A 22,842-nucleotide genomic window follows, 5' to 3' on the forward strand; every position below is an offset into this window, starting at 1 on the left:
GCGGCGGGCACAGTGCCGCCATCCCATGCCACCCCAGTCACCCATGCCGAACTCCTTGATCGTCCGCACCCTGTTCCGACCGTCCTTGCTGGCCGCCGCCCTCGTTGCGACAACCCTGCCCTCGTGCGCCCAGTCGCAGACGCCGCCGGCCCCTCCGCTCGGCCTGAGCGGCAGCGTGAGCCTGGGGGTGGCGACGATGCCCCGCTACGAGGGCAGCCCGAACCGCCGCACGCTCGCCGCGCCCGACCTGTCGCTCAGCTACCGCACGGCGGACTGGGGCCACGTCGACCTTGACCACACCGGCCTCGGCTGGACCTTCTTCGAGCAGGACGCATGGCGCGCCGGCCTGCTGCTGACCGCCGACCCCGGCCGCAAGGACCATGACGTGACCGGCCTGGGCCCCGCGCCGGGCGACGACCGACTGCGCGGCATGGGCGAGGTGCGCGCCAGCGCCGAAGCCGGCGTGACGGCGGGCTACGGGCCGCTGGGGTTGAGCTACCGCAAGTCGCTGGGCGACCGCGGCCACCGCGGCGCACAGGTCGATCTCGGCCTGTCGTGGCCGCTGCCGGTGACCGATGCGTTCGTGCTGAGTTTCAATGCCGGCGCCAGCTGGGCCGACCAGCGCTACCTGCAGGCCTACTTCGGCGTGACGCCGGAGCAATCGGCGGCCAGCGGCTACGCGGTCTACACGCCGAAGGCCGGCTTGCACAAGGCCGACCTCGGCGTCGGGGCGGAATACACGCTGCAGCCCACGTTGAAGCTGCGCGCCTCGGCTGGCGTCAGCGCGCTGGGCGGCGATGCGAAGAACAGCCCGATCGTCGCGAAGAAGACCGGCGCGAGCGGCTACCTCGGGCTGGCCTACCTGTTCTGAGTTTCTTTTTCTGAACGCGGCGGCGCTATTGCATGAAGCCGATCGTCGACTTCCTGCCGCCGGATTCGGGCAGGTCGTCGCTCACCACGTGGTCGCGGTGCGCGAGCTTCGCGTTGCCGAACGCGGTCATCCACGCGCGGCGCATCTCGCGCGGCGCCATTTCGCCCATCCGGTCGAGCACTTCGGAGCGCGGCTCGGCCTCGAAGCGCTCGCCCCAGGCGTGGTCGCGGCGGATGCCGTCGTACAGGCGCGCGGCGATGCGGCGGGCGGCATCGCGGTCGGGCGCCTGCACTTCGTAGACGTTCATGCGGTTCAGGATCGGGTCGGGGATGGCGCGGCCGTCGTTCGCGGTAGCGACCCAGATCACCTGGCTGGCGTCGATCGGCACCTCGGCGAATTCGTCAACGAAGCTGCCGGCGGTGTCGTGCTCGAGCAGGCTGTAGAGCGCGCCCAGCGGGTCGTAGGCGTGTTCGCCGCCGGCCTTGTCGATCTCGTCGACCACCATCACCGGGTTCGCGTACTGGCCGTCGACCAGCGTTTCGAACAGCTTGCCGGGGCGCGCGCCCTTCCACTGGCTGGAGGCGCCGCTCAGCACCCAGCCGGCGGTCATCGAGCTCATCGACATGAAGCCCATGCCGGTGCCGAGCAGCTGCGAGAGTTCGCGCGCGAAATGCGTCTTGCCGACGCCGGGCGGGCCGAGCAGCAGCAGCGGGGTGATCTCGAGCGCATCGCGGCTGTCTTCGCACAGCGCGAGCTGGCGTTTCACGTCGTCGAGCACCTCGGTGAAGTTGGGCAGCTCGTCGTAGAGGTGCTCCATCGCCGGCAGGCCGGACGGTTTCACCTGGAAACGCTCCGGCCCTTTCTCGAGCATGCGCTCGTAGGTGGAGCGCAGGCTTTCGTGCTCCTTGTGCGGCAGCTTGTCGAGTTTGCGGCCGACCTCGTCGACCCGGTAGAGGCTGCGCATGCGGGCAATCGGGATGCCGCCTCGCGAGGATGACGACACCGGGACCAACTGCTTGGATGCGCTCATCGAAGACCTCCAGAAGACGCAGACCGTGGCGTTCATTGAAGCAAAGGTGTCCGGAAGTCAGCACTCGATGAAAACCCGGAACACCACCCAGTTCTGGTGGTGCGAGCATGCATGACGCATGCCAGAGCGTGATCAAGCAACACCCGGGGAACTGGCTTTGCCAGGCCCCTTGGGTGGCGCCCCCTCGGGGGGCAGGAGCGCAGCGACGTGGGGGCTCTATTTCACCCAGGTATTGAGCTGAATGATCGGCAGCAGCACCGCCAGCACGATCAGCAACACCGCCGCGCCCATCGCGACGATCAGCAGCGGCTCCAGGATGGTCGCCATCGCCATCGCGCGGCGCTGCACTTCCTGGCCGAGCTGCTTGGCGGCCCGGTCGAGCATCTGCGGCAATTGCCCGGTCTGCTCGCCCAGCCGCGCGAACATCGACAGGATTCCGGGGAAGCGCTTCTTGGCCGCCATCGCCGACGCGAACGGCGCGCCTTCGCGCACCTGCACCAGCGCGTCCATCGCATCGGCGCGCATCGCGTGGTTCGACAGCGTCTCGGCCGCCGCCTGCAGCGCCTTCAGGATCGGCACGCCGGCGTTCGCCAGCATCGCCATCGTGCCGGCGAAGCGCGCCGCGTTGTAGCCGCGCGAGAGCTTGCCGATCAGCGGCAGCGTCAGCCAGCTCGCGTCGAACTGCTCGCGGAACAGCGCGTTGCGCAGCATCAGCCGCAGCGTGACGACGCCACCGGCGATGGCGATCAGCAGCAGCCAGCCCCAGCTGCGCAGGAAGGCGCTGATCGCGAGCATCGCGACCGTCAGCCCCGGCAGCGCGCGCTTCGAGCTGATGAATACCGAGGCCACCTGCGGCACCACGTAGGTCACCAGGAAGACCACGATCACCACCGCGATCAGCGAGACGATCGCCGGGTACAGCGTCGCGCCGATGATCTTCGACTTGAGCTGCTGCCGCTCTTCCAGGTCGTCGGCCAGCCGCTCCAGCACGCGGCCCAGCGCGCCGCTCTGCTCGCCGGCACCGACCACCGCGCGGTACACGTCGTCGAACTCGCGCGGCGCACCGCTCAGCGCGCGGGCGAACGGCGAGCCGCCGTTGACCTCGCTGCGCAGGTGGGCGATCAGCTCGCGCTGCTTCGGGTCTTCGGCCTCGTCGCTCAGCGCCGTCAACGCGCGCTCCAGCGGCAGCCCCGATCCCACCAGCCCGGCCAGCTGGCGCGTCCACACCGCGAGCCCGGTCGAGCTGAACACGCGGCGCACCATCTTCAGGCCGGTCGGCTGCGTGCCGGCCGACGCCACCTGCGTCACCTCCAGCGGCACCAGCGCCTGCGCACGCAGTTGCGCGCGCGCGGCCTTCGCGTTGTCGGCCTCCAGCAGGCCGTTGCTGGTCTTGCCGGCGGCGTCGATCGCCTCGAACTTGTAGGCGGGCATCGTGGCGTGCTCTGTTCTGCTTACTCTTTGGTGACCCGCATGACCTCTTCGAGCGAGGTCACGCCTTCACGCACCAGCCGCTCGCCGTCTTCGCGCATCGAGCGCATGCCGCCGGCTTCGGCGGCGACGAACACCTGCGACTCCGCCGCGCGGCTGTGGATCAGCGCGCGCACCTTGTCGTCGGCCACCATCAGCTCATAGACGCCGGTGCGGCCCTTGTAGCCGGAGTTGCCGCATTCGCTGCAACCCACCGGGTGCCAGCGGCCCTTGGCGTCCTGCTTCTTGCAGTGCGAGCAGAGCTTGCGCACCAGCCGCTGCGCCAGCACGCCCAGCAGGCTGGAGCTCAGCAGGAAGGGCTCGATGCCCATGTCGGTGAGCCGGGTCACCGCGCTCGGCGCGTCGTTGGTGTGCAGCGTGGCGAGCACCAGGTGGCCCGTCAGCGAGGCCTGCACCGCGATCTGCGCGGTCTCGAAGTCGCGGATCTCGCCGATCATGATGACGTCCGGATCCTGCCGCAGGATCGCGCGCAGCGCCTTCGCGAAGGTCAGGTCGATCTTGGCGTTGACCTGGGTCTGGCCGATGCCGCCGAGCTCGTATTCCACCGGGTCCTCGACCGTCAGCACGTTGGTGGTGGCGGTGTCGACGCGGCCGAGCGAGGCATACAGCGTGGTGGTCTTGCCCGAGCCGGTCGGGCCGGTCACCAGCACGATGCCGTGCGGCTGCTGCACCAGCTTGTCGAAGCGCTGGAGCGTGTCGCCGCCCATGCCCAGGCCTTCGAGCGTGAACTTGGATTCGCCCTTGTCGAGCAGGCGCAGCACCGCGCGCTCGCCGTGCGAGGACGGCAGCGTGGACACCCGCACGTCGACCGCGCGGCCGCCGATGCGCAGCGAGATGCGGCCGTCCTGCGGCAGCCGCTTCTCGGCGATGTCGAGCTCGGCCATGATCTTCAGCCGCGAGATCAGCGCCGCGTGCAGCGCCTTGTTCGGCTGCACCACCTCGCGCAGCGTGCCGTCGACCCGGAAGCGCACCGAGCTCGAACGCTCGTAGGGCTCGATGTGGATGTCGCTCGCGCCGTCTTTCGCGGCCTGCGTCAGCAGCGCGTTCAGCATGCGGATGATCGGCGCGTCGTTCGAGGCCTCCAGCAAGTCCTCGATGGCCGGCAGGTCCTGCATCATCCGGCTCAGGTCGACCTTGCTCTCGACCTCGCCGATCACGACGGCGGCGCTCGATTCGGCGCCGGCATAGGCGGCGGCGATGCGGTTGACCAGCGTCGACGACGGCTCGCGTTCCAGCGCGTCGATCGAGTACAGCCGCAGCACCTCGCTGAGCGCCGGCATCGACACCGTCTCGGGCGCCCACAGCACCAGGCGCTCGCCGTCGTCTTCGAGCAGCAGCGTGTGCGCCTTCGCGTAGGCGTAGGGCAGGGGGTGACGTGAGCCCATGGTGCTATTGCCCCGGCTGGCTGGCGGCGGGATCGGCCGGATCGGGGGCCGAGGCGCCTGACGCCGGCGCTGCCGGCAGCGCCGGGTTGCGGATCGGCTTGGGCGGCGGGGCGCTCAGCGCCTTCGACGAATCCTGCAGCGTGTTCAGCGGCGGCAGCACCGGCGATTCGTTGATCGGCGTGATCCAGCTGTTGCGCGGCTGCTCGGCCTTCTGCTGCGCGCGGATCGTCTCGTAGCGGTCCAGCGAGACCGAGTTCGAGGTCGCCGCGTCGCGCATCACGATCGGGCGCAGGAACACCATCAGGTTGGTGCGCGTCTTCTGGCGGCTGGTGCTGCGGAACAGCGCGCCCAGCACCGGGATGTCGCCGAGCAGCGGCACCTTGTTGTTGGTCTCGGTGAAGCGGTCCTCGATCAGGCCGCCGAGCACGATGATCTCGCCGTCGTCGACGACCACGGTCGATTCGATCGAGCGCTTGTTGGTCGACGGGCCGGCGCTGGTCGTGCCGGGCGCGACCTTGTCCGACAGGCTGGACGATTCCTGGAAGATCGTCATGCGCACCGCGCCGTTCTCGCCGATCTGCGGCTTGATCTTCAGCGTGATGCCGACGTCCTTGCGCTCCACCGTCTGGAACGGGCTGGTGGTGGCGGTGCCGGTGTTGGTGAACTGGCCGGTGATGAACGGCACGTTGCTGCCGACGATGATCTTCGCTTCTTCGTTGTCGAGCGTGATCAGGTTCGGGGTCGAGATGATGTTGCTGTTGGTCTGGCTCTGCAGCAGGTTGGCGATCGCCGCCAGGCCGTACTGGCCGGCGAACTTGCGGATCACGCCGATGTTGAAGCCTTCGCCGAGCCCGGCGGTCACGCCGGTCGCATCGATCTGGACCAGGTTGCCCTTGCCGCTCTTCGGCGTGAAGTTGGTGCCGCCGACGACGCCGGTGGAGTCGCCGCTCTTGCCGATCAGGCCCTGCCACTGGAAGCCGGCCTCGGCGGCGTTGTCGCCGGTCACCTCGACGATCATGCTTTCGATGTAGACCTGCGCACGGCGCGAATCGAGCTGGTCGATGACCGCGCGCAGCTGCTTGTAGACCGGCTCCGGCGCCGTGATGATCAGCGAGTTGCTGGCCGGGTCGGCCTGGATCATGCCGCCGGTCGACGGTGCGGCCGACGGGGTGAGCGGTGCCACTGCCTGCCCGCCGCCCTGCTGGTTGTTCGGGTTGGCCGCCTGCGACAGCGCGGCCGTCGGCGAGCTGCCACCCCCGCCGCCACCGCCGCCGGTCGAGCTGAACGCGGCGCGCAGCACCGTGGCCAGCTTCACCGCATCGCCGTTCTTCAGGTAGACGACGTAGATGTTGCCCATCGGGTTGTCGCCGACCATCGGCTTGTCGAGCTTGTCGATCACCGCCCTGATGTTGGCCATGCGCGCCGGCGTCGAGGCGCGCACGATCAGCGCGTTGCTGCGCGCATCGACCAGGATCGACGAGGTCGCGCCGCCGCCGGGCACGCCGCCCTGCACGCCGCTGCCGCCATCGCTCAACCGCTGCACGACGGTCGCGAGGTCGGTGGCCACCGCGTACTTCAGCGGGATGATCTCGACGTCTCCGGAGCTCGGCGTGTCCATCGCGGCGATGATCTTCGCGATGCGCGTCAGGTTGTCGGCGTAGTCGGTGATCACCAGCGTGTTGTTGCCGGGGTTCGCGTTGATGGTGTTGTTCGGGCTGATCAGCGGGCGCAGCACCGGCACCAGGTTGTTTGCGTTCTCGTGGCTGAGCTTGAAGATCTGCGTCAGCACCTGGTCGCCCTGGCGTGACACCGAGCCGACCGAGACGGTGCCCGATTGCAGCTTCGCATCGGCTTCCGGCACGACCTTGAACAGGCCGCCGACCTCGACCACCGTGAAGCCCAGGCCGCGCAGCGCGGCCAGGTAGTTCAGGTAGGCCTCGCGCGGCGTCATCGGCTCTTCGCTGAACAGCGTGATCGTGCCCTTGACGCGCGGGTCGACGACGAACTGCTGCTTCAGGATGGCGCCCATCGCGCGCGACACGCCTTCGATGTCGGCATTGACGAAGTTGAGGGTGACCGGTTCGCCCTTGAAGCGCGACGGCACCGGCGATGCCGGTTGCTGGGCCATCACGGCCGGGAAGGTGCCGAGGTTCGTGGTCAACAGCGCGGCGACCAGCGCGCCGACGAGCGGGCGTCGCGGCTGGAGCAGAGGGAGGTGGCGCTTTTTCATGCTCATCCGATCGAAATGACGGACACGGCGCCGTTGCGCCGCCCGATGATGTTCAGCAGGTTGCTCAGTGCGGCTTCGTCGCCGCTGTTGGCACGGGCCTCGCCGCGAAAGCGCACGCCATTGGCGCCCACGCTGCCGTTGCCCGAGAGTTGCAGGGCGCCGTCGAGCGTCGTCAGGCTCAGCTGCGACGGGCCGCCGCCCGGGTTGCCGGTCAGCGATAGCCGGTAGCTGCCCAGCGTTTCCAGCGTCGACACGCGCGACGCGGCGCCGATCAGCTCGACGTCGGCCCGGCCGTTCAGCAGCCAGCGGCCCTGCACCCATTCCATCGTCAGCCCCGGCGACACCAGGCGCAGCGCGCCGCCGAGTTGCAAGGTGTTCCACGGCGTGCCCAGGCCGCCGAGCAGTGCGCCCGGCCACTGGCCGGTCCAGCCCGGCTGCGGCATCAGCGTCAGCGACATCCGGCCGAAGCCGGGCTTGATCTGCAGCGCGACGTTGCCGTTCAGGCAGCAAGCCTGGCGCGCGACCAGCTCGAAGCCGAGGCCGCGCAGGCCGAGGGACCAGTCGAGCCGGCCCGGCAGCGCCGCGGCATCGCGGCTGCCCGGGCCGCCGGTCAGCACGACGACTGCGCTGCCCGACCACACGGTGCCGCGCGCATCGGCCAGCAGCACGCGCTGGCCCGAGGCCGATTCGATCGCGCCGGCCAGCCAGCTCGCCGGTGCGAAGGCGACCAGGCCGAACAGCAGGCCGAGCACGGTGCCGGCGATGCCCCAGCGCGTGGCGGCGCCGCGCGACTGGTCCCAGGCCAGCTCGGCGAAGGTGGATTCCTGCCAGGCCGACGGGCTCAGGCTGGCCGCGAAACGCCGCTTGCCGACCCGCTTGGGCACGTTGCGCCCGAGCGGGCGCAGGAACGGGCGGGTGGCCATCAGGCGCCCCCCCCGAAGCTGACGAGGATCGTGCCGGCGTAGCCCTGCGGGCCGCGCGTCAGCTGCGCATCGACCGGCCGCGCGCGGGCGCCGCTGCGGGCTTCGCCGAGCCAGGAGCGCAGCTTCTCGCCGGAGACGCCGGTGAGCGTCAGCGTCGCGCGGTCGCCTTGCACCGAGATCTTGCCCCTGTCGCCGAGCCGGTCGGTGGCGGACTTGAGCGCCTCGGCCGCCTGCTGCGGCGACACCGGCGCGACGCCGCGCAGCTCGCGCACCTCGCCGGCCAGGCGCTGCATCGATTGCAGCTGGGCGTCGAGCGCATCGAGCGTGGGCGGGGCCTCGCGCAGGACGCGCAAGGCCGGCGCGACCGCGATCATCCAGACGATCAGGATGCCGACGCAGATCAATGCGGCGCCGGCGCCCATGCGCTCGCGCGGGGCGAGGCCGCTCCACACCGTGAGCAACTGGGTGCGGATGGCGGCCAGCGGCGCCGGCAATGCCAGGCGCGACGGACGGGAAGGGCGGGCGTTGCGGGCAGTACTCACAGCGGGCGTCCTGGCGTCGTGGTGGGCGCGCGGCTGATGGTCAGTCGGCCATCGACCGACTCGACCTGCCAGCCGGCGGGGGTCAACTGGTTGCGGAACTGGTCGATCTGCGGCGGGCTCCAGCCGGCGGCCGCGAGCGTCAGCTTGCCGGGCTCGTACTTCAGCGTCTCGACCGGCGGGCGATCGGGCGGCCACGCGGCGGCGGCGGCCTGCAGCATCGGTTCGAAATCGGTTTCTCCAGGGCGGCCGGCAGCGGCCCGCAGGGTGTCGGTCTCGCGCTGCATCTGGGCCGGCGCATCGAGCACGGCGCGCACCTGCGGGTAGGCGGTCTGCACCACCGTGACCATCGCCTGCCGGCGCGCCGAGATCGCCGAGCTCTGGTGCGCGGCCCACAGGTTCAGGCCGAGCAGCTGCACGACGACGAGCGTGATCAGCCCGTAGCGCAGCGGCCGCCACGCGGGCGTCAGGAACTTGCGCCAGCTGTCGCGCATCGCGCGGGTGCCGCGGTTCTTGCGGGCGAGCGAGAACTGGCGCAGGTTCCACAGCGAGCGTGAGGCCTGCAGCGCGCGCTGCGCCGGCGACATCACGGTGACCGGGTTGCCGAGCCAGCGCTCGGCGGCGGTCGCGGCGGCCGGGGTGGCGCTCCAGCGGGCGCCGTCGGGCAGCGGCAGCGGCAGCAGCGCCCGCGCGAGCGTGCCTTGCAGGCCGACGAGCACGACACCGTCGTGGTGCGCCCAGCTCAGCGTGATGGCTTCGGCGCCGCGGGCGCCCTGCGGGTCGGCACCGCTCTCGGCGAAGTGCCCGGTCGGCGGATCGTCGGGCCAGGCCACCGGCACGAGGCGGTCGACGAAGACCTGCGCTTTTTCGAGCGCGGCCAGTTCGCCGGTGAGCCACAGGCGGTCGACCGCCGCGATCCAGGTCGGCTGGCCGGCGACGGCCTCGGGCGCGACGGCCAGGTGCACGCCTTCGGCGTCGTCGAGCAGGGCTTCTTCGAGCACGCCGGTGAGGGCGGCGCGCAGCCGCGCGGCAGGGGCCTTCGGCAGCGTGATGCGGTGCCAGCTGACGTCGGTGTCGGCCAGCACGGCGACGACGACGTTCGCCTTCGGCAGCAGCGACGCGGCGCAGCGGCCCTGGGTGGCCATCGAGAGGCCGTCCGGCGACATCGCGTAGACGTACTCGATGCCCGCGCCGTCCACGCCGGCCGGGCCCTGGGCGCTGGCGCGCATCCGGGGGCGGGGCGGGATCTGGATGACGAGTGTGCTCATGGGGGGCGCGATGTTGGCTGCGGCATTGTAGGCATGCGGCGCGCGCAAACCTTAACAAATCAACGACTTACGGTGTCTTGTTGTAGTAGTTCCTGCGACAGCGTGGCGGCGCTGCGAGTGCTTGTCAATTGCTGCTGTCCATCGAACTCACGCGCTCCCGCGACAACGGGGTGACGGTGGTGCCGCGGCGTTCCACCACCGAGCGCTGCTCGAGCACCTGGTCGGTCAGGCGCAGCCGGCCGCGCACCTCGAAGTAGCTGGTGTTCACGCCGACCTGCGCCGGGTTCAACTCGGGGGCGGTGCCGGGCAGCTGCGACTTGATGTCGGCCGGTGTCTTGAACGGCGTGCGCAGCCGCACCTGCACCAGGCGCTCGGCGGTGCCCAGGTCGACGCCCGGGATCACCGCGGCCAGCACTTCCTTGCTGGCGGTGTTGGCGTTGATCGGCGTGCGCGTCGGCAGGATGGTGATGTAGGGCTCGAGCCGGGCCAGCGCCGCGGCATCGACGCCCAGCCAGGTCAGCTGGTCGAAGCGCTTCGGCAGCAGCGGCGCGTTGGCGGTGCCGCCGGCCGGGGCGCTGGCGCCGGGCACCGGCGGCGTCGCCAGCAGCAGGCCCTTCGCGAGGTTGTCGGCCACCGTCACCGCGACGTTGGCACGCTCGCACAGCCGGCGCAGTGCCAGCAGGTCGGGCTCGCTGCGCTGGCCGTTGTCGACCAGGTTGGTCAGGTTGAAGCGTGCCTGAAGATCGGTGATGCCGCCGGACAGGAAGGCTTCGGGCGCGTCGTCGGTGTTGTCCTTGTCGGCCGCCAGGAAGGTGGACAGCCGCGCTTCCTCGAGCGGCACCGCCCAGGGTTCGCCGAGGTTGTCGGAGCCGCCGGACTTGGCGTCTTCCTTCAGGATGATGCGCGACCAGTCGAGCGCGCCCGACAGCATCCAGGCGGACTGCGAGCGCGAGCGTTCGGCGGTCTCGACCTGCACCGCGCGCCATTGCTGCCAGACCATCGACACCGCCAGCGTCGCGATCAGCGTGACGATGATCATCGCCATCAGCAGCGCGGCGCCGCGCTGGAGGGATGCCGGGGTGGTGGGGTGGCGCGTCATTGGGGGCCGATCGTCACGTCGCGCGTGACATTGCCGGCGAAGCCACTGCCTTCGCCGAAGCTCAGCACCAGCCGCACGCCCTGCGGCAGCGGGGTGGTGACGCCGCTGGGAGGGTTCGGCTGGCCGGGATTCGCCTGCGTCGGGTCGGCGCTGGACTGCGCATTGGTCCAGGCATTGCCGCGGTAGTAATACACCTGCCAGTCGGTCAGGTTCGTCAGCGTGCGCAGCTGGCCGACCTCGCTGCCGAGGAACTGCTGGCTCGACATCCAGTTCTGCTGCAGCTCGGTCGCCGTCGTGACGACCGGGCCGGCCCAGCGCAGCCAGGTACCGCCGCGCAGCGACCACACCACCATCTGCAGGCCGCCGGGCACGCGCCGCGTGACGCGCATCGACGCGCCGTCGAAGGCCATCGCGCTCGGCAGCACGCCGCTGTCCTGCGCGGAATCGAGGTCTTGTTCCCACTGCGCGAGCACGCTGCTGACGCGCAGCACCTGCTCGAGCCGCTGCTGGCTCGCGGTGCGGGCCCGCACGATGCCGTCGACGCCCTGCCAGGACATGATCGCGACGATCGCCATGATGGTCATCGCGACCAGCACCTCGATCAGCGTGAAGCCGCCGGTGCGGGGCAGGGGCAGGTGGCGGGTGTCCATCAGCGCGGCAGGATGGTCGAGAGCGTCAGCACCGGCTGGTCGTCCTCGTTGAAGATCTGCGCATCGACGCGCCGGAAGTTCGGGTTCGGCGTCGGCCGCGTGGCCTGCTTGCCCTTGTAGCTGGCGCCGAACTGGTCGCAGCTGAACTCCGAATCGCCGACGCTCGGGAAGGTGTGGCTGAGCTTCAGCCCGGTGAGCTGGTTTTCGGCGCACCACTGGGCCGCGGTGACCTCGACCAGGCGCTGCGTGTTGTTGGTCAGCGCGCCGGCGGCCTTGATGCCGGCACCGAGCGTGACCGCGATGATGGCCAGCGCCACCAGCACCTCGATCAGTGTGAAGCCGGCTGCGGTGCCGGGACGCCGGCAGCGTGTCGTCATGGCTGCGCGACCTGCTCGTTGTCGAGCACCACGAAGGGCCCGAGGCCGTCGGTGCCGAGCGCGACGCTCTGGTCGTCGAGGTGCAGCACGATGCGCTGGGCGCCGATCAACGGCTCAGGACCGAGCACGATGGCCTTGGCACCGGCGATGTCGGCGGAAACTTCGGGCGTCAGCCATTTGGTCGGCAGGTCGTTGGTGGTCGGCAGGCCGACGAAGCGGAAGCCTTCGGCGGCGTTCGGCTCGGCGGCACGCGGCAGCCAGGTCACCGGGATGCCCGAGGCGCGCGATGCGGCACGCGCCGATTCGAGCAGCGCCACCAGCCGCGCGGCTTCGTGGTCGAGCCGGGTGCTGGCCGGATTGCGGATCGACAGGCTCGCCACCGCCGACGCGATGGCGATCAGCGTCACCACCACCAGCAGTTCGATCAGCGTGAAGCCGCCCGCGTGCGCCCGGCGCGCAATCACCGGGCCGCCGCACGGGTCATTGCCAGGAGCCGACTTCGGCGTCTTTGCCTTCACCGCCCACCTGGCCATCGGCACCGAGGCTGTAGACATCGATCTCGCCTTTCACGCCCGGGTTGGCGTATTGATACGGCTTGCCCCACGGATCGTTGGGCAGCTTGTCGAGGTAGGGCTTCCAGTTCGGCGGGATGGTGCCGGCGGTCGGCTTGACGACCAGCGCCTGCAGGCCCTGCTCGCCGGACGGGTAGCGCTGGTTGTCGAGCTTGTAGAGCTTGAGCGCCTGCATCAGGTTGTTGACGTCGGTGCGGGCGGCGGTGACGCGCGCTTCGGCGGCGCGGTCCAGCACGTTCGGGACGATCAGCGCGGCCAGCACGCCGATGATCACCAGCACGACCATCAGTTCGATCAGCGTGAAGCCGCGATGGCGACGCGGGGCTTGAAGAGAGGCTCGGGTCATAGGAGTGTCAGCAACAATCACGTTACCGTTCGGAGGTGAACGATCAATCATAATCGTCGAATGACTGCGAGATTGTCGGCTTTCGTAATCTGGGCCTTGGTGGCCGGATCCATCGTGTTTTGGGGGATGCGCCTGTTCGTGCGGCCGACCCCTGCGCCCTCCAATGCGGTGACGGTGGCCACCTCCGTCGGCCTGCGGGGTGACCTGACACGCCTGCTCGGCGCCGAACCGGTCGCGGCCGTGGCCGAGGTGTCGCCGGCCGCGAACCGCTTCAAGCTGATCGGCGTGATGGCCGCGAAGACCGGGCCCGAAGGGTCGGCCCCGGGGGTCGCGCTGATCGCGGTCGACGGCAAGCCGGCTCGGGCCTTCCTCGCCGGTGCCCGCGTCGACGAGAACTGGGTGCTGCAGACCGTGAGCCTGCGCACCGCATCGATCGGGCCGATGCAGGGCACGCCGGCGCTGGTGCTGGAGATTCCGGCGCTGCCGCCGCCGGCCACCGGCAGCCTGCCGCCGGTCGACACCGCATCGATGCAATCGGCTCCGCCGCCGATGCAGCCCGCGCAGCCGCAGATGCAGCCGGCACCGCCGATGCCTGCGGTGCAGGGGGCCATTCCGCCGCCGCCGACGTCGCAGTCGAAGGGTGGCAACAACATGGGGCGCCCGCGCGCACCGTATGTGAAACCGGGCGAAACGGCGCGCTGATGACGACCCCTCGGTCGACGGGTACGTCGACCGATCCCCCGAGGGGATCCGGGCCGGCTTGGGAGCGGCCCGGCGCTCGGCCCGGCTCTCTGCTCGCCTAGTTGCCGGCCGGACCGAATTCTGCGGGCAACGATGGCCCGGGGTCCTCGCCCTCCGCCACTTCCGTCAGCAGCGCCGCGGCGCTGCGCACCAGCGGCCACGCCAGCGTCGCGCCGGTGCCGTCGGTGCTCTCCATGCCCAGTTCGAGCAGCGCGAGCGCATGGAACAGGCCCAGCGTCTGCGTCAGGCCCGGATGGCTGTGGCTGCGGCAGAAGACGGTGTAGTCGGTCACGGTCGGCGCGATGCGCGAGGCCACCATCAGCGCGGCGCAGGCCGGCACGCCGTCGGCCATGATCAGGTGGCGCTTGCTCGATGCGACGAGCATCACGCCCACCATCATCGCGATCTCGAAACCACCGTAGGCCGCCAGCACCTCGACCGGGTCGGTGACGTCGCGGTGACGACCCTGCGCGCCCTGCAGCACCATCAGCAAGCGGGCCTCGTGGTCGGCGCGTGCACCGGGGCCGCCGAACACCAGGTCGCGGATCGGTTCGCCCGACAGGCCCGACAGCACCAGCGCCGCGCTCTCGTGCGAGCCGACGCCGACGCCGGCGCAGGCGATCACGTTGCCGGGCAGCGCATCGGCGATCTCCATGCCGGCGCGGATCGCGGCATGCGCCTGGTCGAGCGTCATTGCGACGTTGACCCGCGCGTTGCGCGTGCCGTGGGCGATCTTGCGGGCCATCAGCCGCGGGTGCGGCGCCACCGCCTCGGCGACGCCGCAGTCGACGACGCTCAGCTCCAGCCCCTGGATGCGCGCGAACACCGACACCGGCAGCTGCGAGGCCAGCAGGTTCTGCACCAGCCTGGCGGTCGACGGCTGGCCGACCGGGCTGATGCCGTCGACCGCCAGGCCGTGGTCGGACGCGAACAGCGCGATCTGCGGCGCACTGAAACGCGGCTTCAGCGTGTTCTGGATCAGCCCCAGGCGCACCGCCAGCGGCTCGAGTTCGCCCAGGTTGCCGGTCACCTCGCTGCGGCGCTTGAGCTTCTCGCGCAGCGCCTGCTCGAGAAGGGGATTGGCCGTGGGAGAGATCAGTGATCGGTTGACGGACATGGGCAGGTTGTTGGGTCGTGCCGGAGCGGTCGTCATGGAATTCGCCCTGGCCTCACCGTCACTTCGCTGGCTTCGAATTCGACTGTCGAGCGTGGATTGTGGGGCAGCGTTCGCCGCCTCGGCAATGCCGTGTCACCCCTAGACTGCATGGGTTGCGTGCGCACGGTGGTTCTCAACGCAGGAACAGGCGGTAGACCGGGTTGTCGGTCTCGTCGACGCACGGGTAGGCCAGGCCTTCGAGGAACTCCTTGAAGGCCTTCTTGTCGCCGCGCGGCACCTGGATGCCGACCAGGATGCGGCCGTAGTCGGCGCCCTGGTTGCGGTAGTGGAACAGGCTGATGTTCCAGTCCGGGTGCATCGACGACAGGAAGCGCATCAGCGCGCCCGGGCGCTCGGGGAACACGAAGCGGTACAGCCGCTCGTCGCGTGCGAGTTCGCTGCGCCCGCCGACCATGTGGCGCACGTGCTGCTTGGCCAGCTCGTCGTCGGTCAGGTCGACGGTCGCGAAGCCGTGCTTGTCGAAGCTGCGTGCGATCTTCACCGACTCGCCGCGGTTGCTGGTGGCCAGGCCGACGAACACATGGGCCTGGTTCGCGTCCGAGATGCGGTAGTTGAATTCGGTGACGCTGCGCGCGCCGATCAGCTCGCACAGGCGGCGGAAGCTGCCGTGCTCCTCGGGGATCGTCACCGCGAACAGCGCCTCGCGCTCTTCGCCGACCTCGGCGCGCTCCGCGACGAAGCGCAGCCGGTCGAAGTTCATGTTGGCGCCGGTGGTGATCGCGACCAGCGTGCGACCCTTCAGCTTGTGCGTCTCGGCGTACTGCTTGATGGCAGCCACGCCCAGCGCGCCGGCCGGCTCGAGGATGCTGCGGGTGTCCTGGAACACGTCCTTGATGGCGGCGCACGCCGCGTCGGTGTCGACCAGCACGAAGTCGTCGACCAGCTCGCGCGTCAGCCGGAAGGTCTCCTCGCCGACCAGCTTGACCGCGGTGCCATCCGAGAACAGGCCGACGTCGGTCAGCTGCACGCGCTTGCCGGCCTTGACCGAGCGCAGCATTGCGTCGGAGTCGGTGGTCTGCACGCCGATCACCTTGATCTCGGGCCGCACCGCCTTGATGTACGCGGCGATGCCGGAGATCAGGCCGCCGCCGCCGATCGCGACGAACACCGCGTCGATCGGGCCCTGGTGCTGGCGCAGGATCTCCATCGCGATCGTGCCCTGGCCGGCGATCACGTCCGGGTCGTCGAAGGGGTGCACGAAGGTCAGGCCGCGGGCTTTCTCGAGTTCGATCGCGTGCACGTAGGCGTCGGAATAGCTGTCGCCATGCAGCACGACCTCGCCGCCGAGCGCCCGCACGGCATCGATCTTCACGCGCGGCGTCGTCACCGGCATCACCACGACGGCGTGGCAGCCGAGCTTGTGGGCGCCGAGCGCCACGCCCTGCGCGTGGTTGCCTGCCGAGGCGCAGATCACGCCGCGCTTCAGCGCCGCGGGCTCCAGGTGCGCCATCTTGTTGTAGGCGCCGCGCAGCTTGAAGCTGAACACCGGCTGGCTGTCCTCGCGCTTCAGCAGCACCTGGTTGCCGACGCGCTTCGAGAGGCTGCGCGCGACCTCGAGCGGGGTCTCGACGGCCACGTCATAGACCTTGGCCGTCAGGATCTTCTGCAGGTAGTCGGAGAGGCCGAGCGGCGAGCCGGCGGCTGTGGCGGGCGCGGGGCGCGAGGATTTCTTCGGGCGAGCGGCGCCAGCCATCGGGGGACTCCTCGGAGGGGTTGTTCTGGGGGGCGCCGGATGATACGTCAGTGGTCGCCAACCGCACCCTGAGCGCACCGGCAAGAGCGCGGGCAAGAAAAAAGCCCAAGTCATTGCTGACTTGGGCTGAATCCACCAATGGAGGAGGTGGAGGAGACAAACGGTGATGTCCCGGAAGACATCGATTGCGCGAGTGTAGCCGCAGTCATGTTGCGCTGCAATATCCGCGCGGGGGTTCTCCCTCGCGCGGCGCGTGCCGCCGTGACGGGATGCACAATGCCGGGCGCCCGCTGGGGCGCTTTGCCGAAGGCCTGGAGTCAGACGATGGAATGCACGATCAACTGGATGCCCGCGACCGGAATGGGCATGGTCGCCGAGACCGGCAGCGGCCATGTGCTGCTGATGGACGGCGCGCCCGACGGCGGTGGCCGCAACCTGGCGCCACGCCCGATGGAGACGGTGCTCGCCGGCACCGGCGGCTGCACCGCCTACGACGTGGTGCTGATCCTGAAGCGCGGCCGGCACGAGGTGACTGGTTGCCAGGTGAAGCTGCAGGCCGAGCGGGCGCCGGCCGATCCGAAGGTCTTCACGAAGATCCACCTGCACTTCACCGTCAGCGGCACGGGCTTGCCGGCGCAGGCGGTCGAGCGGGCGATCCAGATGTCGCACGACAAGTACTGCTCGGCGACCATCATGCTGGCCGAGATGGCCGAGATCACGACCAGCTTCGAACTCGTCGAGGCCTGATCGCGTCAGCCCCGATCGCGTCAGATGCGGTGGGCAGTGGCCGTCATGACCCGGGCCGCCAGCCGCATCGCTGCGCGCACCGGCCACGGCAGCGTGGCGCCGCCGGCCGCGCGGGCGTCTTCGGCGTGGCGCGCTTCATCGTCCTTCATCTGTTGCACGATGGCGCGCGATGCGTCGTCGGCGGCGGGCAGGTGCTCGTTGTGGCCGGCCAGGTGCGCCTCGACCTGCCGTTCGGTCTCGACGATGAAGCCGAGGCTGATGCGGTCGCCCGCCAGTCCAGCCACCCAGCCGATGCCGAAGGCGCCGGCGTACCAGAGCGGGTTCAGCAGGCTGCGGTGCGCCTGCAGTTCGACCAGCCGCTGGTGCGTCCACGACAGGTGGTCGGCCTCTTCGCGCGCGGCGGCCTCGCAATGCGATCGCAAGGCCGGATCACGCGCCGTCAGCGCCTGCGCCTGGTAGAGCGCCTGCGCGCAGACCTCGCCCACGTGGTTGACGCGCATCAAGGCGCCGGACAGTTGCTGCTCGGTGCGCGTCAGGGTCGGCAGCGTGCGGGCCGGTGTGGGTTTCGAGGCGGCACCGGGTGTCGGCGCGGCCAGGGTTCTGAGCGCGCTGTCGGCTGCGCCCAGCCATTGGTCGACGCGCGACAGCGAGCGGCCGGAAGTTGCAGTGGAAGCCATGCGCGCAGGATAACCAACGAGCACGAACGAGCGGTCGTGCGGGCTTGCGCCAGCGCAGCAAGCACGCTTTCGTGTCGATGTCGTGCACGTTGTGCTCAGACAACAGAAGGCCCCAATGCGGCGTGACGAGCCTTTGCTTACATGCCGCGCTCTGGTGCAATACGGCAACTTCCACTGAGGAGGTTGGCTCGGTCTGTCCCCGGCGGGGATTCTGGTGACCGGGACCTCTTGTTCAACTTAGGAGATCGTCGCAATGAAAAAATCTCTACTCGTTCTCGCAGCTCTGGGCGCATTTGCCGGTGCAGCTTCGGCGCAGTCGTCGGTCACGCTGTTCGGTATCGTCGACGTCAACGCTCGCTACACCAAGAACGGCGACCTGAAGGTCAAGTCGCTGAGCACCGACGGCCTCAACAGCAGCCGTCTGGGCTTCCGCGGTGTCGAGGACCTGGGTGGCGGCCTGAAGGCTGGCTTCTGGCTGGAAACGAGCTTCGCTGCCGACTCGGGTAACGGCGGCACCACCAGCAACGGCACGAACCGCTTCTGGCACCGTCGTTCGACCGTCAGCCTGCTCGGCAACTTCGGTGAAATCCGTGCCGGCCGCGAACTGACCGCAACGTACACGGGCTTTGCCGACTACGACGTGATGGGCACGAACGGTGTGGGTGACGTCGGTCACTTCAACGCTCCCTCGACCGTCGGTGCAACCCTGGTTGACACGGCCACTCGTTCCGACAACATGGTCAGCTACTACACGCCGGCGCTGGGCGGTTTCTACGCTCGCGCTTCGGTGGCGGCTGGTGAAGGCACCCCGGGCAAGAAGCACGTCGCCGGCCGTGTCGGCTATGCAGCCGGCCCGTTGGACGTGTCGGGCTCCTACGGCACGACCGATGCCAACGCAGCTGAAGACAAGTACAAGAAGGGCAACGTCGGCGCTTCGTACGACTTCGGTGTCGTCAAGGTCATGGGCTTTGTTTCTCAAGCCAAGTTCCTGGACGCAAAGCAGAACGTGGTTCAAGCGGGCGTTTCGGTGCCGTTCGGCCCGACCACGCTGCGCGCGAACTACGTGCGCGTGGACGCCAAGGGCAAGATCGGCGCCACGAGCATCGATGCTGACGATGCCAACCAGTTCTCGCTGGGCGCGATTTATGACCTGTCCAAGCGCACTGCGCTGTACACGTCGTACGCCCAGATCAAGAACAAGGGCGCTGCGAAGTTCGCCGTGGCCGGTGGTTCGGCCACCAGCCTCCCGAACATCGCTGCTGGCCAGAAGTCGCAAGGCTTCGAAGCTGGTATCCGCCACTCGTTCTGATCGCAGCGGCACGGCTTGCCGTGCCACTCTGATGCAGTTCGTTCAAAGGCCGCCTTCGGGCGGCCTTTTTCATGGGCGTGTCGCCTGAGTGACACGAATTGATACAACAAGAGCGATCAGCACTTTGTCGCAATCAAGGTTTACGCCAGTGAACGTGTAGCAACACGGAAGCGCACGACCGTGCTGCTTCCGTGACAATTAATTCAACAAGAATTCGTTCGCTACTACAACAGGAGACAACTGTGAAAAAGACGATCTTGGTGACTGCGGCACTCGCTGCCATGGGTTCTTCGGCATTCGCGCAGTCGAGTGTCACGATTTACGGCATCGTCGACGTGGCGGTGCGACACACGTCGAATGAGCAGAGCAAGGGTCAGCCCGAAGCGGGCATGTGGCGTGAAATCGGCGGCGGCATGTCGCAAAGCCGCCTCGGCATCAACACCGTCGAAGACCTCGGGGGCGGCATGAAGGCGCTGGTCAACCTGGAGCACCGGCTGCTGCCCGACAACGGCACGCAGCCCGCCGCGCAGTTCTGGCAACAATCCTGGGTTGGTTTGCAGACCGGCTTCGGTCGCGTGACCCTGGGCCGGCAATACAACGTGTTGTTCGACGTCGTCACCAGCACCTACGCGTCCTACCCCTATTCGCCCTACTTCGAGGCCTACAAGCCGGAGATCGGTTTCGCGGTGGGCGCGCGCGCCGACAACATGGTCAAGTACCTGATCGAAGTCGGCCCGGTGCGTGCCGCCCTGCAGGTGTCGGCCGGTGAAGGTTCGCCCACCGGTGGGAAAACCGTGGGCGGCTACCTGCGCTATTCGGACAGCGGCATCGGTGCCGGCGTGGGCTACGAAGAATACGAGTTTGCCTCGGAGAAGAAGTTGAAGGCCACGACCTTCGGTGCGTCGTACAAGACGGGCCCCTGGTACTTCAATGTCGGCTGGGGCGAGAACAAGGTCGACGCGGGCCTGACGGCCACCGACAGGCTGGCGCTCGGCGCCTTCTGGACCGGTGGCGCCAACGGCGGCTTCGGCGGCCCGGCCTTCCAGGCGGCCGACAAGCGCCAGATCTGGACCATCGGCACCAACTTCCAGGCCACGACCGAACTGAATCTGGGCATCCACTACTTCCGTGCGAAGCAGAGCGGGCCTGCGGCTGTGGTATCGCCCGATGCCACCGCCAAGTTCGTGACTGCTGCCGCCGACTACGCGCTGTCGAAGCGCACTGACGCCTATGTCGAAGCCGACACCACGAAGCTGAGCGGCAACATCAGCCTGAACGGCGCCGGCGGCGCGACCAACGACGCCCAGAAGCGCAACGGCTTCACGATCGGCCTGCGCCACCGTTTCTGATCGCCGACCTCCATCGCCAACCAGGGCCGCCATCGAGCGGCCCTTTTTCATGCATGCGCGCCCCCGGGCCTCTCGTTTGCCCGAGGCGGTTCGGAAGTTGCTTCGGAAGTAAAGTCACGCGGGATCCCCTCACGCACGCATGCTCGCCTTCATCATTCGCCGACTCCTTCAAGCCATCGTCGTGATGCTGTCGGTGGCCTTCATCTCCTTCATGCTGTTCCAGTACGTCGGCGACCCGGTCACCAACCTGCTCGGCCAGGAGGCCACGCCCGCGCAGCGTGCACAGCTGCGCGCCGATCTGGGGCTCGACAAGCCGTTTCCGATCCAGTTCGCACGCTTCGTCGGCAATGCGGTGCAAGGCGAGTTCGGGCTGAGCCTGCGCCAGGGCCGCAAGGTCTCGTCGCTGATCGTCGAGCGGTTGCCGGCCACACTCGAGCTGTCGCTGGTGGCGGCGGTCATCGCGCTCGCGGTCGGCATTCCGTTCGGCGTCTATGCCGCGCTGCGCCGCGGCAGCGCGCTGTCACAGGCCTTGATGACGCTCTCGCTGCTCGGCGTCTCGCTCCCCACCTTCCTGATCGGCATCCTGCTGATCTACGTCTTCGCCGTCACGCTGAAATGGCTGCCCAGCTTCTCGCGCGGCGAGGTGATCGCCTTCGGCTCATGGACCTCGGGCTTCTTCACCGTCGACGGCTGGCGCCACCTGATCCTGCCCTCGATCACGCTGGCCGCGTTCCAGCTGACGCTGATCATGCGGCTCGTGCGCTCGGAGATGCTCGAGGTGCTGCGCGCCGACTACATCAAGTTCGCCCGCGCCCGCGGCCTGCCGAATCGGGTCGTCTATTTCTCGCATGCGCTGCGCAACACGCTGGTGCCGGTGATCACGATCACCGGGCTGCAGTTGGGCGCGCTGATCGCGTTTGCCATCATCACCGAGCAGGTGTTCCAGTGGCCCGGCATGGGGCTGCTGTTCATCCAGGCCGTCACCTTCGCCGACATCCCGGTGATGGCCGCCTACCTCTGCCTGATCGCGTTGATCTTCGTGGTGATCAACCTGGTCGTCGATCTTCTCTACTTTGCCGTCGATCCGCGCCTGCGCGTGGAGCGCACGGCCGGAGCCCATTGATGATGCGTGAATCAGCACCCTTGGCCGCATCGGGCGCCTACCAGCGGCTGGCCGGCTGGCAGCCCGAGCTGATGGCGTTCCGCCGCGACCTGCACGCCCATCCCGAGCTGGGCTTCGAAGAGGTGCGCACCGCCTCCAAGGTGGTCGAGGCGCTGCGCGTCTGCGGCGTCGACGAGATCCACACTGGCATCGGCAAGACTGGCGTGGTCGGCGTGATCCACGGCAACCGCGCGGCCGGGGCGAACGGCGCGCAGGGCGCGAAGTCGATCGGCCTGCGGGCCGACATGGACGCGCTGCCGATGCGCGAAGAGAACGACTTCCCGTGGCGCTCGGCCACCCAGGGCCTGATGCACGGCTGTGGCCACGACGGCCACACCGCGATGCTGGTCGGCGCCGCGCGCTACCTGGCCCAGACCCGGCAGTTCGCCGGTGACGCGGTGCTGATCTTCCAGCCGGGCGAGGAAGGTTTCGCCGGCGCGAAGGCGATGATCGATGACGGGTTGTTCGACCGCTTCCCGGTCGATTCGGTCTACGCGATGCACAACTGGCCGAGCATGCAGCCCGGCTGCATCGGGCTGAACATGGGCGCGATGATGGCGGCCGCCGACCGCATCGAGATCACCGTCAACGGCCGCGGCGGCCACGGAGCGCATCCGTACATGGCGATCGACCCGGTGCTGGTCGCCGCGCACATCATCACCGCCGCGCAAAGCCTGGTGTCGCGCAGCGTCAACCCGCTCGACAGCGCCGTCGTGAGCCTGTGCGCGATGCAGGCCGGCGACCTCGGCGCGTTCAGCGTGATCCCGCGCCAGGCCAGGCTGATGGGCACGGTGCGCACCTTCAAGCGCGAGGTGCAGGACATGCTCGAAGAGCGCCTGGGCCGGCTGGCCGAATCGATCGCGCTCGGCTTCGGCGCGACCGCCAGCCTCGACTACCAGCGCGTCTACCCGGCCACCATCAACACGCCGCGCGAGGCGGCCTTCGCGGCCGATGTCGCCGCCAGCCTGGTCGGCGAGGACAAGGTGGTGCGCGAGTTGGTGCCGAGCATGGGCGCCGAGGACTTCTCGTTCATGCTGCAGGCGCGCCCCGGCGCCTACCTGCGCATCGGCCAGGGTGGCGAGGGCGGCTGCTTCCTGCACAGCACCCGCTACGACTTCAACGACGAGATCCTGCCGCTCGGCAGCGCCTTGCTCGCGACCCTGGTCGAGCGCGCACTGCCGCTGTAGTTCTCGCTGCAGTTCTTCCATT

At 69.0% G+C, this 22,842-nt stretch carries 22 protein-coding genes; 7 read left to right on the forward strand and 15 right to left on the reverse strand.

Going from position 1 to position 22,842, the window contains the following annotated elements; translation table 11 throughout:
* The first annotated feature begins 55 nt into the window (after window positions 1-55).
* Window positions 56-871, forward strand: a complete 816-nt coding sequence (locus tag BUE42_RS01680) for a MipA/OmpV family protein (protein WP_159445354.1) — start codon at window positions 56-58, stop codon at window positions 869-871.
* A gap of 25 nt (window positions 872-896) precedes the next feature.
* Here the strand turns inward: BUE42_RS01680 and BUE42_RS01685 are convergent, their stop codons facing one another.
* The 12 genes from BUE42_RS01685 to gspG form a co-directional block, all read right to left on the reverse strand.
* A complete protein-coding gene (locus BUE42_RS01685; RefSeq protein ID WP_073462352.1) occupies window positions 897-1,901 on the reverse strand; it encodes an AAA family ATPase in 1,005 nt (334 codons plus the stop codon).
* Between the two features lie 216 nt (window positions 1,902-2,117).
* Window positions 2,118-3,332: a type II secretion system inner membrane protein GspF gene (gspF, locus tag BUE42_RS01690; RefSeq protein ID WP_073462353.1), complete on the reverse strand. Its 1,215-nt coding sequence runs from the start codon at window positions 3,330-3,332 to the stop codon at window positions 2,118-2,120.
* 20 nt (window positions 3,333-3,352) lie between these two features.
* A complete protein-coding gene (gspE, locus tag BUE42_RS01695) occupies window positions 3,353-4,774 on the reverse strand; it encodes a type II secretion system ATPase GspE (protein WP_073462354.1) in 1,422 nt (473 codons plus the stop codon).
* 4 nt (window positions 4,775-4,778) lie between these two features.
* A complete protein-coding gene (gene gspD / locus BUE42_RS01700; RefSeq protein WP_083613800.1) occupies window positions 4,779-7,010 on the reverse strand; it encodes a type II secretion system secretin GspD in 2,232 nt (743 codons plus the stop codon).
* The gene (gspN, locus tag BUE42_RS01705; RefSeq protein WP_143171245.1) at window positions 7,007-7,927 is read right to left on the reverse strand and encodes a type II secretion system protein N; all 921 of its coding nucleotides are present in this window, start codon (window positions 7,925-7,927) and stop codon (window positions 7,007-7,009) included. The genes gspD and gspN overlap by 4 nt, the downstream gene beginning before the upstream one ends.
* A complete protein-coding gene (gspM, locus tag BUE42_RS01710) occupies window positions 7,927-8,469 on the reverse strand; it encodes a type II secretion system protein GspM (RefSeq protein WP_235002017.1) in 543 nt (180 codons plus the stop codon). The genes gspN and gspM overlap by 1 nt, the downstream gene beginning before the upstream one ends.
* Window positions 8,466-9,734, reverse strand: coding sequence for a type II secretion system protein GspL (gene gspL / locus BUE42_RS01715; RefSeq protein ID WP_073462407.1), 1,269 nt, complete (start codon window positions 9,732-9,734; stop codon window positions 8,466-8,468). The genes gspM and gspL overlap by 4 nt, the downstream gene beginning before the upstream one ends.
* A gap of 124 nt (window positions 9,735-9,858) precedes the next feature.
* The gene (gspK, locus tag BUE42_RS01720) at window positions 9,859-10,833 is read right to left on the reverse strand and encodes a type II secretion system minor pseudopilin GspK (protein WP_073462356.1); all 975 of its coding nucleotides are present in this window, start codon (window positions 10,831-10,833) and stop codon (window positions 9,859-9,861) included.
* On the reverse strand, window positions 10,830-11,483 hold the full coding sequence (locus BUE42_RS01725) for a prepilin-type N-terminal cleavage/methylation domain-containing protein (protein ID WP_073462357.1): 654 nt from the start codon (window positions 11,481-11,483) through the stop codon (window positions 10,830-10,832). Before BUE42_RS01725 ends, gspK begins: the two co-directional genes overlap by 4 nt.
* On the reverse strand, window positions 11,483-11,860 hold the full coding sequence (gspI, locus tag BUE42_RS01730; protein WP_073462358.1) for a type II secretion system minor pseudopilin GspI: 378 nt from the start codon (window positions 11,858-11,860) through the stop codon (window positions 11,483-11,485). Before gspI ends, BUE42_RS01725 begins: the two co-directional genes overlap by 1 nt.
* Entirely contained in the window at window positions 11,857-12,414 is a 558-nt protein-coding gene (locus BUE42_RS01735) for a prepilin-type N-terminal cleavage/methylation domain-containing protein (protein ID WP_235002019.1), read from the reverse strand. The genes gspI and BUE42_RS01735 overlap by 4 nt, the downstream gene beginning before the upstream one ends.
* Window positions 12,341-12,778: a type II secretion system major pseudopilin GspG gene (gspG, locus tag BUE42_RS01740; protein ID WP_073462360.1), complete on the reverse strand. Its 438-nt coding sequence runs from the start codon at window positions 12,776-12,778 to the stop codon at window positions 12,341-12,343. The genes BUE42_RS01735 and gspG overlap by 74 nt, the downstream gene beginning before the upstream one ends.
* A gap of 126 nt (window positions 12,779-12,904) precedes the next feature.
* Here gspG and BUE42_RS01745 point away from each other — a divergent pair, with 126 nt between their 5' ends.
* Complete coding sequence (locus BUE42_RS01745) at window positions 12,905-13,480, forward strand: hypothetical protein (protein ID WP_073462361.1); 576 nt, start codon at window positions 12,905-12,907, stop codon at window positions 13,478-13,480.
* Between the two features lie 97 nt (window positions 13,481-13,577).
* Here the strand turns inward: BUE42_RS01745 and BUE42_RS01750 are convergent, their stop codons facing one another.
* Both BUE42_RS01750 and ilvA read right to left on the reverse strand, forming a co-directional pair.
* On the reverse strand, window positions 13,578-14,636 hold the full coding sequence (locus BUE42_RS01750) for a nicotinate-nucleotide--dimethylbenzimidazole phosphoribosyltransferase (protein WP_073462362.1): 1,059 nt from the start codon (window positions 14,634-14,636) through the stop codon (window positions 13,578-13,580).
* A gap of 172 nt (window positions 14,637-14,808) precedes the next feature.
* Window positions 14,809-16,389, reverse strand: coding sequence for a threonine ammonia-lyase, biosynthetic (gene ilvA, locus BUE42_RS01755; protein ID WP_073462363.1), 1,581 nt, complete (start codon window positions 16,387-16,389; stop codon window positions 14,809-14,811).
* A 324-nt stretch (window positions 16,390-16,713) separates the two neighbouring features.
* Between ilvA and BUE42_RS01760 the strand changes: the two genes are divergently transcribed.
* Window positions 16,714-17,136: an OsmC family protein gene (locus BUE42_RS01760; protein ID WP_073462364.1), complete on the forward strand. Its 423-nt coding sequence runs from the start codon at window positions 16,714-16,716 to the stop codon at window positions 17,134-17,136.
* A 20-nt stretch (window positions 17,137-17,156) separates the two neighbouring features.
* Here BUE42_RS01760 and coq7 read toward each other — a convergent pair whose 3' ends face one another.
* Window positions 17,157-17,813 (reverse strand): 2-polyprenyl-3-methyl-6-methoxy-1,4-benzoquinone monooxygenase, encoded by a 657-nt coding sequence (coq7, locus tag BUE42_RS01765; RefSeq protein WP_073462365.1) that lies wholly within the window; start codon window positions 17,811-17,813, stop codon window positions 17,157-17,159.
* 253 nt (window positions 17,814-18,066) lie between these two features.
* Here coq7 and BUE42_RS01770 point away from each other — a divergent pair, with 253 nt between their 5' ends.
* The 4 genes from BUE42_RS01770 (at window position 18,067) to BUE42_RS01785 (ending at window position 22,820) form a co-directional block, all read left to right on the forward strand.
* Window positions 18,067-19,122, forward strand: a complete 1,056-nt coding sequence (locus BUE42_RS01770) for a porin (RefSeq protein ID WP_073462366.1) — start codon at window positions 18,067-18,069, stop codon at window positions 19,120-19,122.
* A gap of 197 nt (window positions 19,123-19,319) precedes the next feature.
* Window positions 19,320-20,471 carry a porin gene (locus tag BUE42_RS01775; protein WP_255376814.1) on the forward strand — a complete coding sequence of 384 codons (1,152 nt, stop codon included), beginning with the start codon at window positions 19,320-19,322 and terminating at the stop codon, window positions 20,469-20,471.
* 139 nt (window positions 20,472-20,610) lie between these two features.
* Entirely contained in the window at window positions 20,611-21,594 is a 984-nt protein-coding gene (locus BUE42_RS01780; RefSeq protein WP_073462368.1) for an ABC transporter permease, read from the forward strand.
* Window positions 21,594-22,820, forward strand: a complete 1,227-nt coding sequence (locus tag BUE42_RS01785) for a M20 aminoacylase family protein (RefSeq protein WP_073462369.1) — start codon at window positions 21,594-21,596, stop codon at window positions 22,818-22,820. The genes BUE42_RS01780 and BUE42_RS01785 overlap by 1 nt, the downstream gene beginning before the upstream one ends.
* Window positions 22,821-22,842: the final 22 nt, after the last annotated feature.

It is taken from the genome of Rhizobacter sp. OV335 (assembly GCF_900142965.1).
In the GTDB taxonomy this organism is placed as follows: Bacteria; Pseudomonadota; Gammaproteobacteria; order Burkholderiales; family Burkholderiaceae_C; genus Rhizobacter.

Bases quoted from the DNA above. Each gene is read 5' to 3' on its own strand.
- gspF (WP_073462353.1), bottom strand. From the start codon at position 3,332: ATGCCCGCCTACAAGTTCGAGGCGATCGACGCCGCCGGCAAGACCAGC.
- gspI (WP_073462358.1), bottom strand. From the start codon at position 11,860: ATGACGACACGCTGCCGGCGTCCCGGCACCGCAGCCGGCTTCACACTG.
- BUE42_RS01685 (WP_073462352.1), bottom strand. From the start codon at position 1,901: ATGAGCGCATCCAAGCAGTTGGTCCCGGTGTCGTCATCCTCGCGAGGC.
- BUE42_RS01785 (WP_073462369.1), top strand. From the start codon at position 21,594: ATGATGCGTGAATCAGCACCCTTGGCCGCATCGGGCGCCTACCAGCGG.
- coq7 (WP_073462365.1), bottom strand. From the start codon at position 17,813: ATGGCTTCCACTGCAACTTCCGGCCGCTCGCTGTCGCGCGTCGACCAA.
- BUE42_RS01725 (WP_073462357.1), bottom strand. From the start codon at position 11,483: ATGGACACCCGCCACCTGCCCCTGCCCCGCACCGGCGGCTTCACGCTG.
- BUE42_RS01735 (WP_235002019.1), bottom strand. From the start codon at position 12,414: ATGTCTACAGCCTCGGTGCCGATGGCCAGGTGGGCGGTGAAGGCAAAG.
- gspE (WP_073462354.1), bottom strand. From the start codon at position 4,774: ATGGGCTCACGTCACCCCCTGCCCTACGCCTACGCGAAGGCGCACACG.
- BUE42_RS01745 (WP_073462361.1), top strand. From the start codon at position 12,905: ATGCGCCTGTTCGTGCGGCCGACCCCTGCGCCCTCCAATGCGGTGACG.
- BUE42_RS01750 (WP_073462362.1), bottom strand. From the start codon at position 14,636: ATGTCCGTCAACCGATCACTGATCTCTCCCACGGCCAATCCCCTTCTC.
- gspN (WP_143171245.1), bottom strand. From the start codon at position 7,927: ATGGCCACCCGCCCGTTCCTGCGCCCGCTCGGGCGCAACGTGCCCAAG.
- gspK (WP_073462356.1), bottom strand. From the start codon at position 10,833: ATGACGCGCCACCCCACCACCCCGGCATCCCTCCAGCGCGGCGCCGCG.
- gspD (WP_083613800.1), bottom strand. From the start codon at position 7,010: ATGAGCATGAAAAAGCGCCACCTCCCTCTGCTCCAGCCGCGACGCCCG.
- ilvA (WP_073462363.1), bottom strand. From the start codon at position 16,389: ATGGCTGGCGCCGCTCGCCCGAAGAAATCCTCGCGCCCCGCGCCCGCC.
- BUE42_RS01770 (WP_073462366.1), top strand. From the start codon at position 18,067: ATGAAAAAATCTCTACTCGTTCTCGCAGCTCTGGGCGCATTTGCCGGT.
- BUE42_RS01760 (WP_073462364.1), top strand. From the start codon at position 16,714: ATGGAATGCACGATCAACTGGATGCCCGCGACCGGAATGGGCATGGTC.
- BUE42_RS01780 (WP_073462368.1), top strand. From the start codon at position 20,611: ATGCTCGCCTTCATCATTCGCCGACTCCTTCAAGCCATCGTCGTGATG.
- gspL (WP_073462407.1), bottom strand. From the start codon at position 9,734: ATGAGCACACTCGTCATCCAGATCCCGCCCCGCCCCCGGATGCGCGCC.
- gspG (WP_073462360.1), bottom strand. From the start codon at position 12,778: ATGACCCGAGCCTCTCTTCAAGCCCCGCGTCGCCATCGCGGCTTCACG.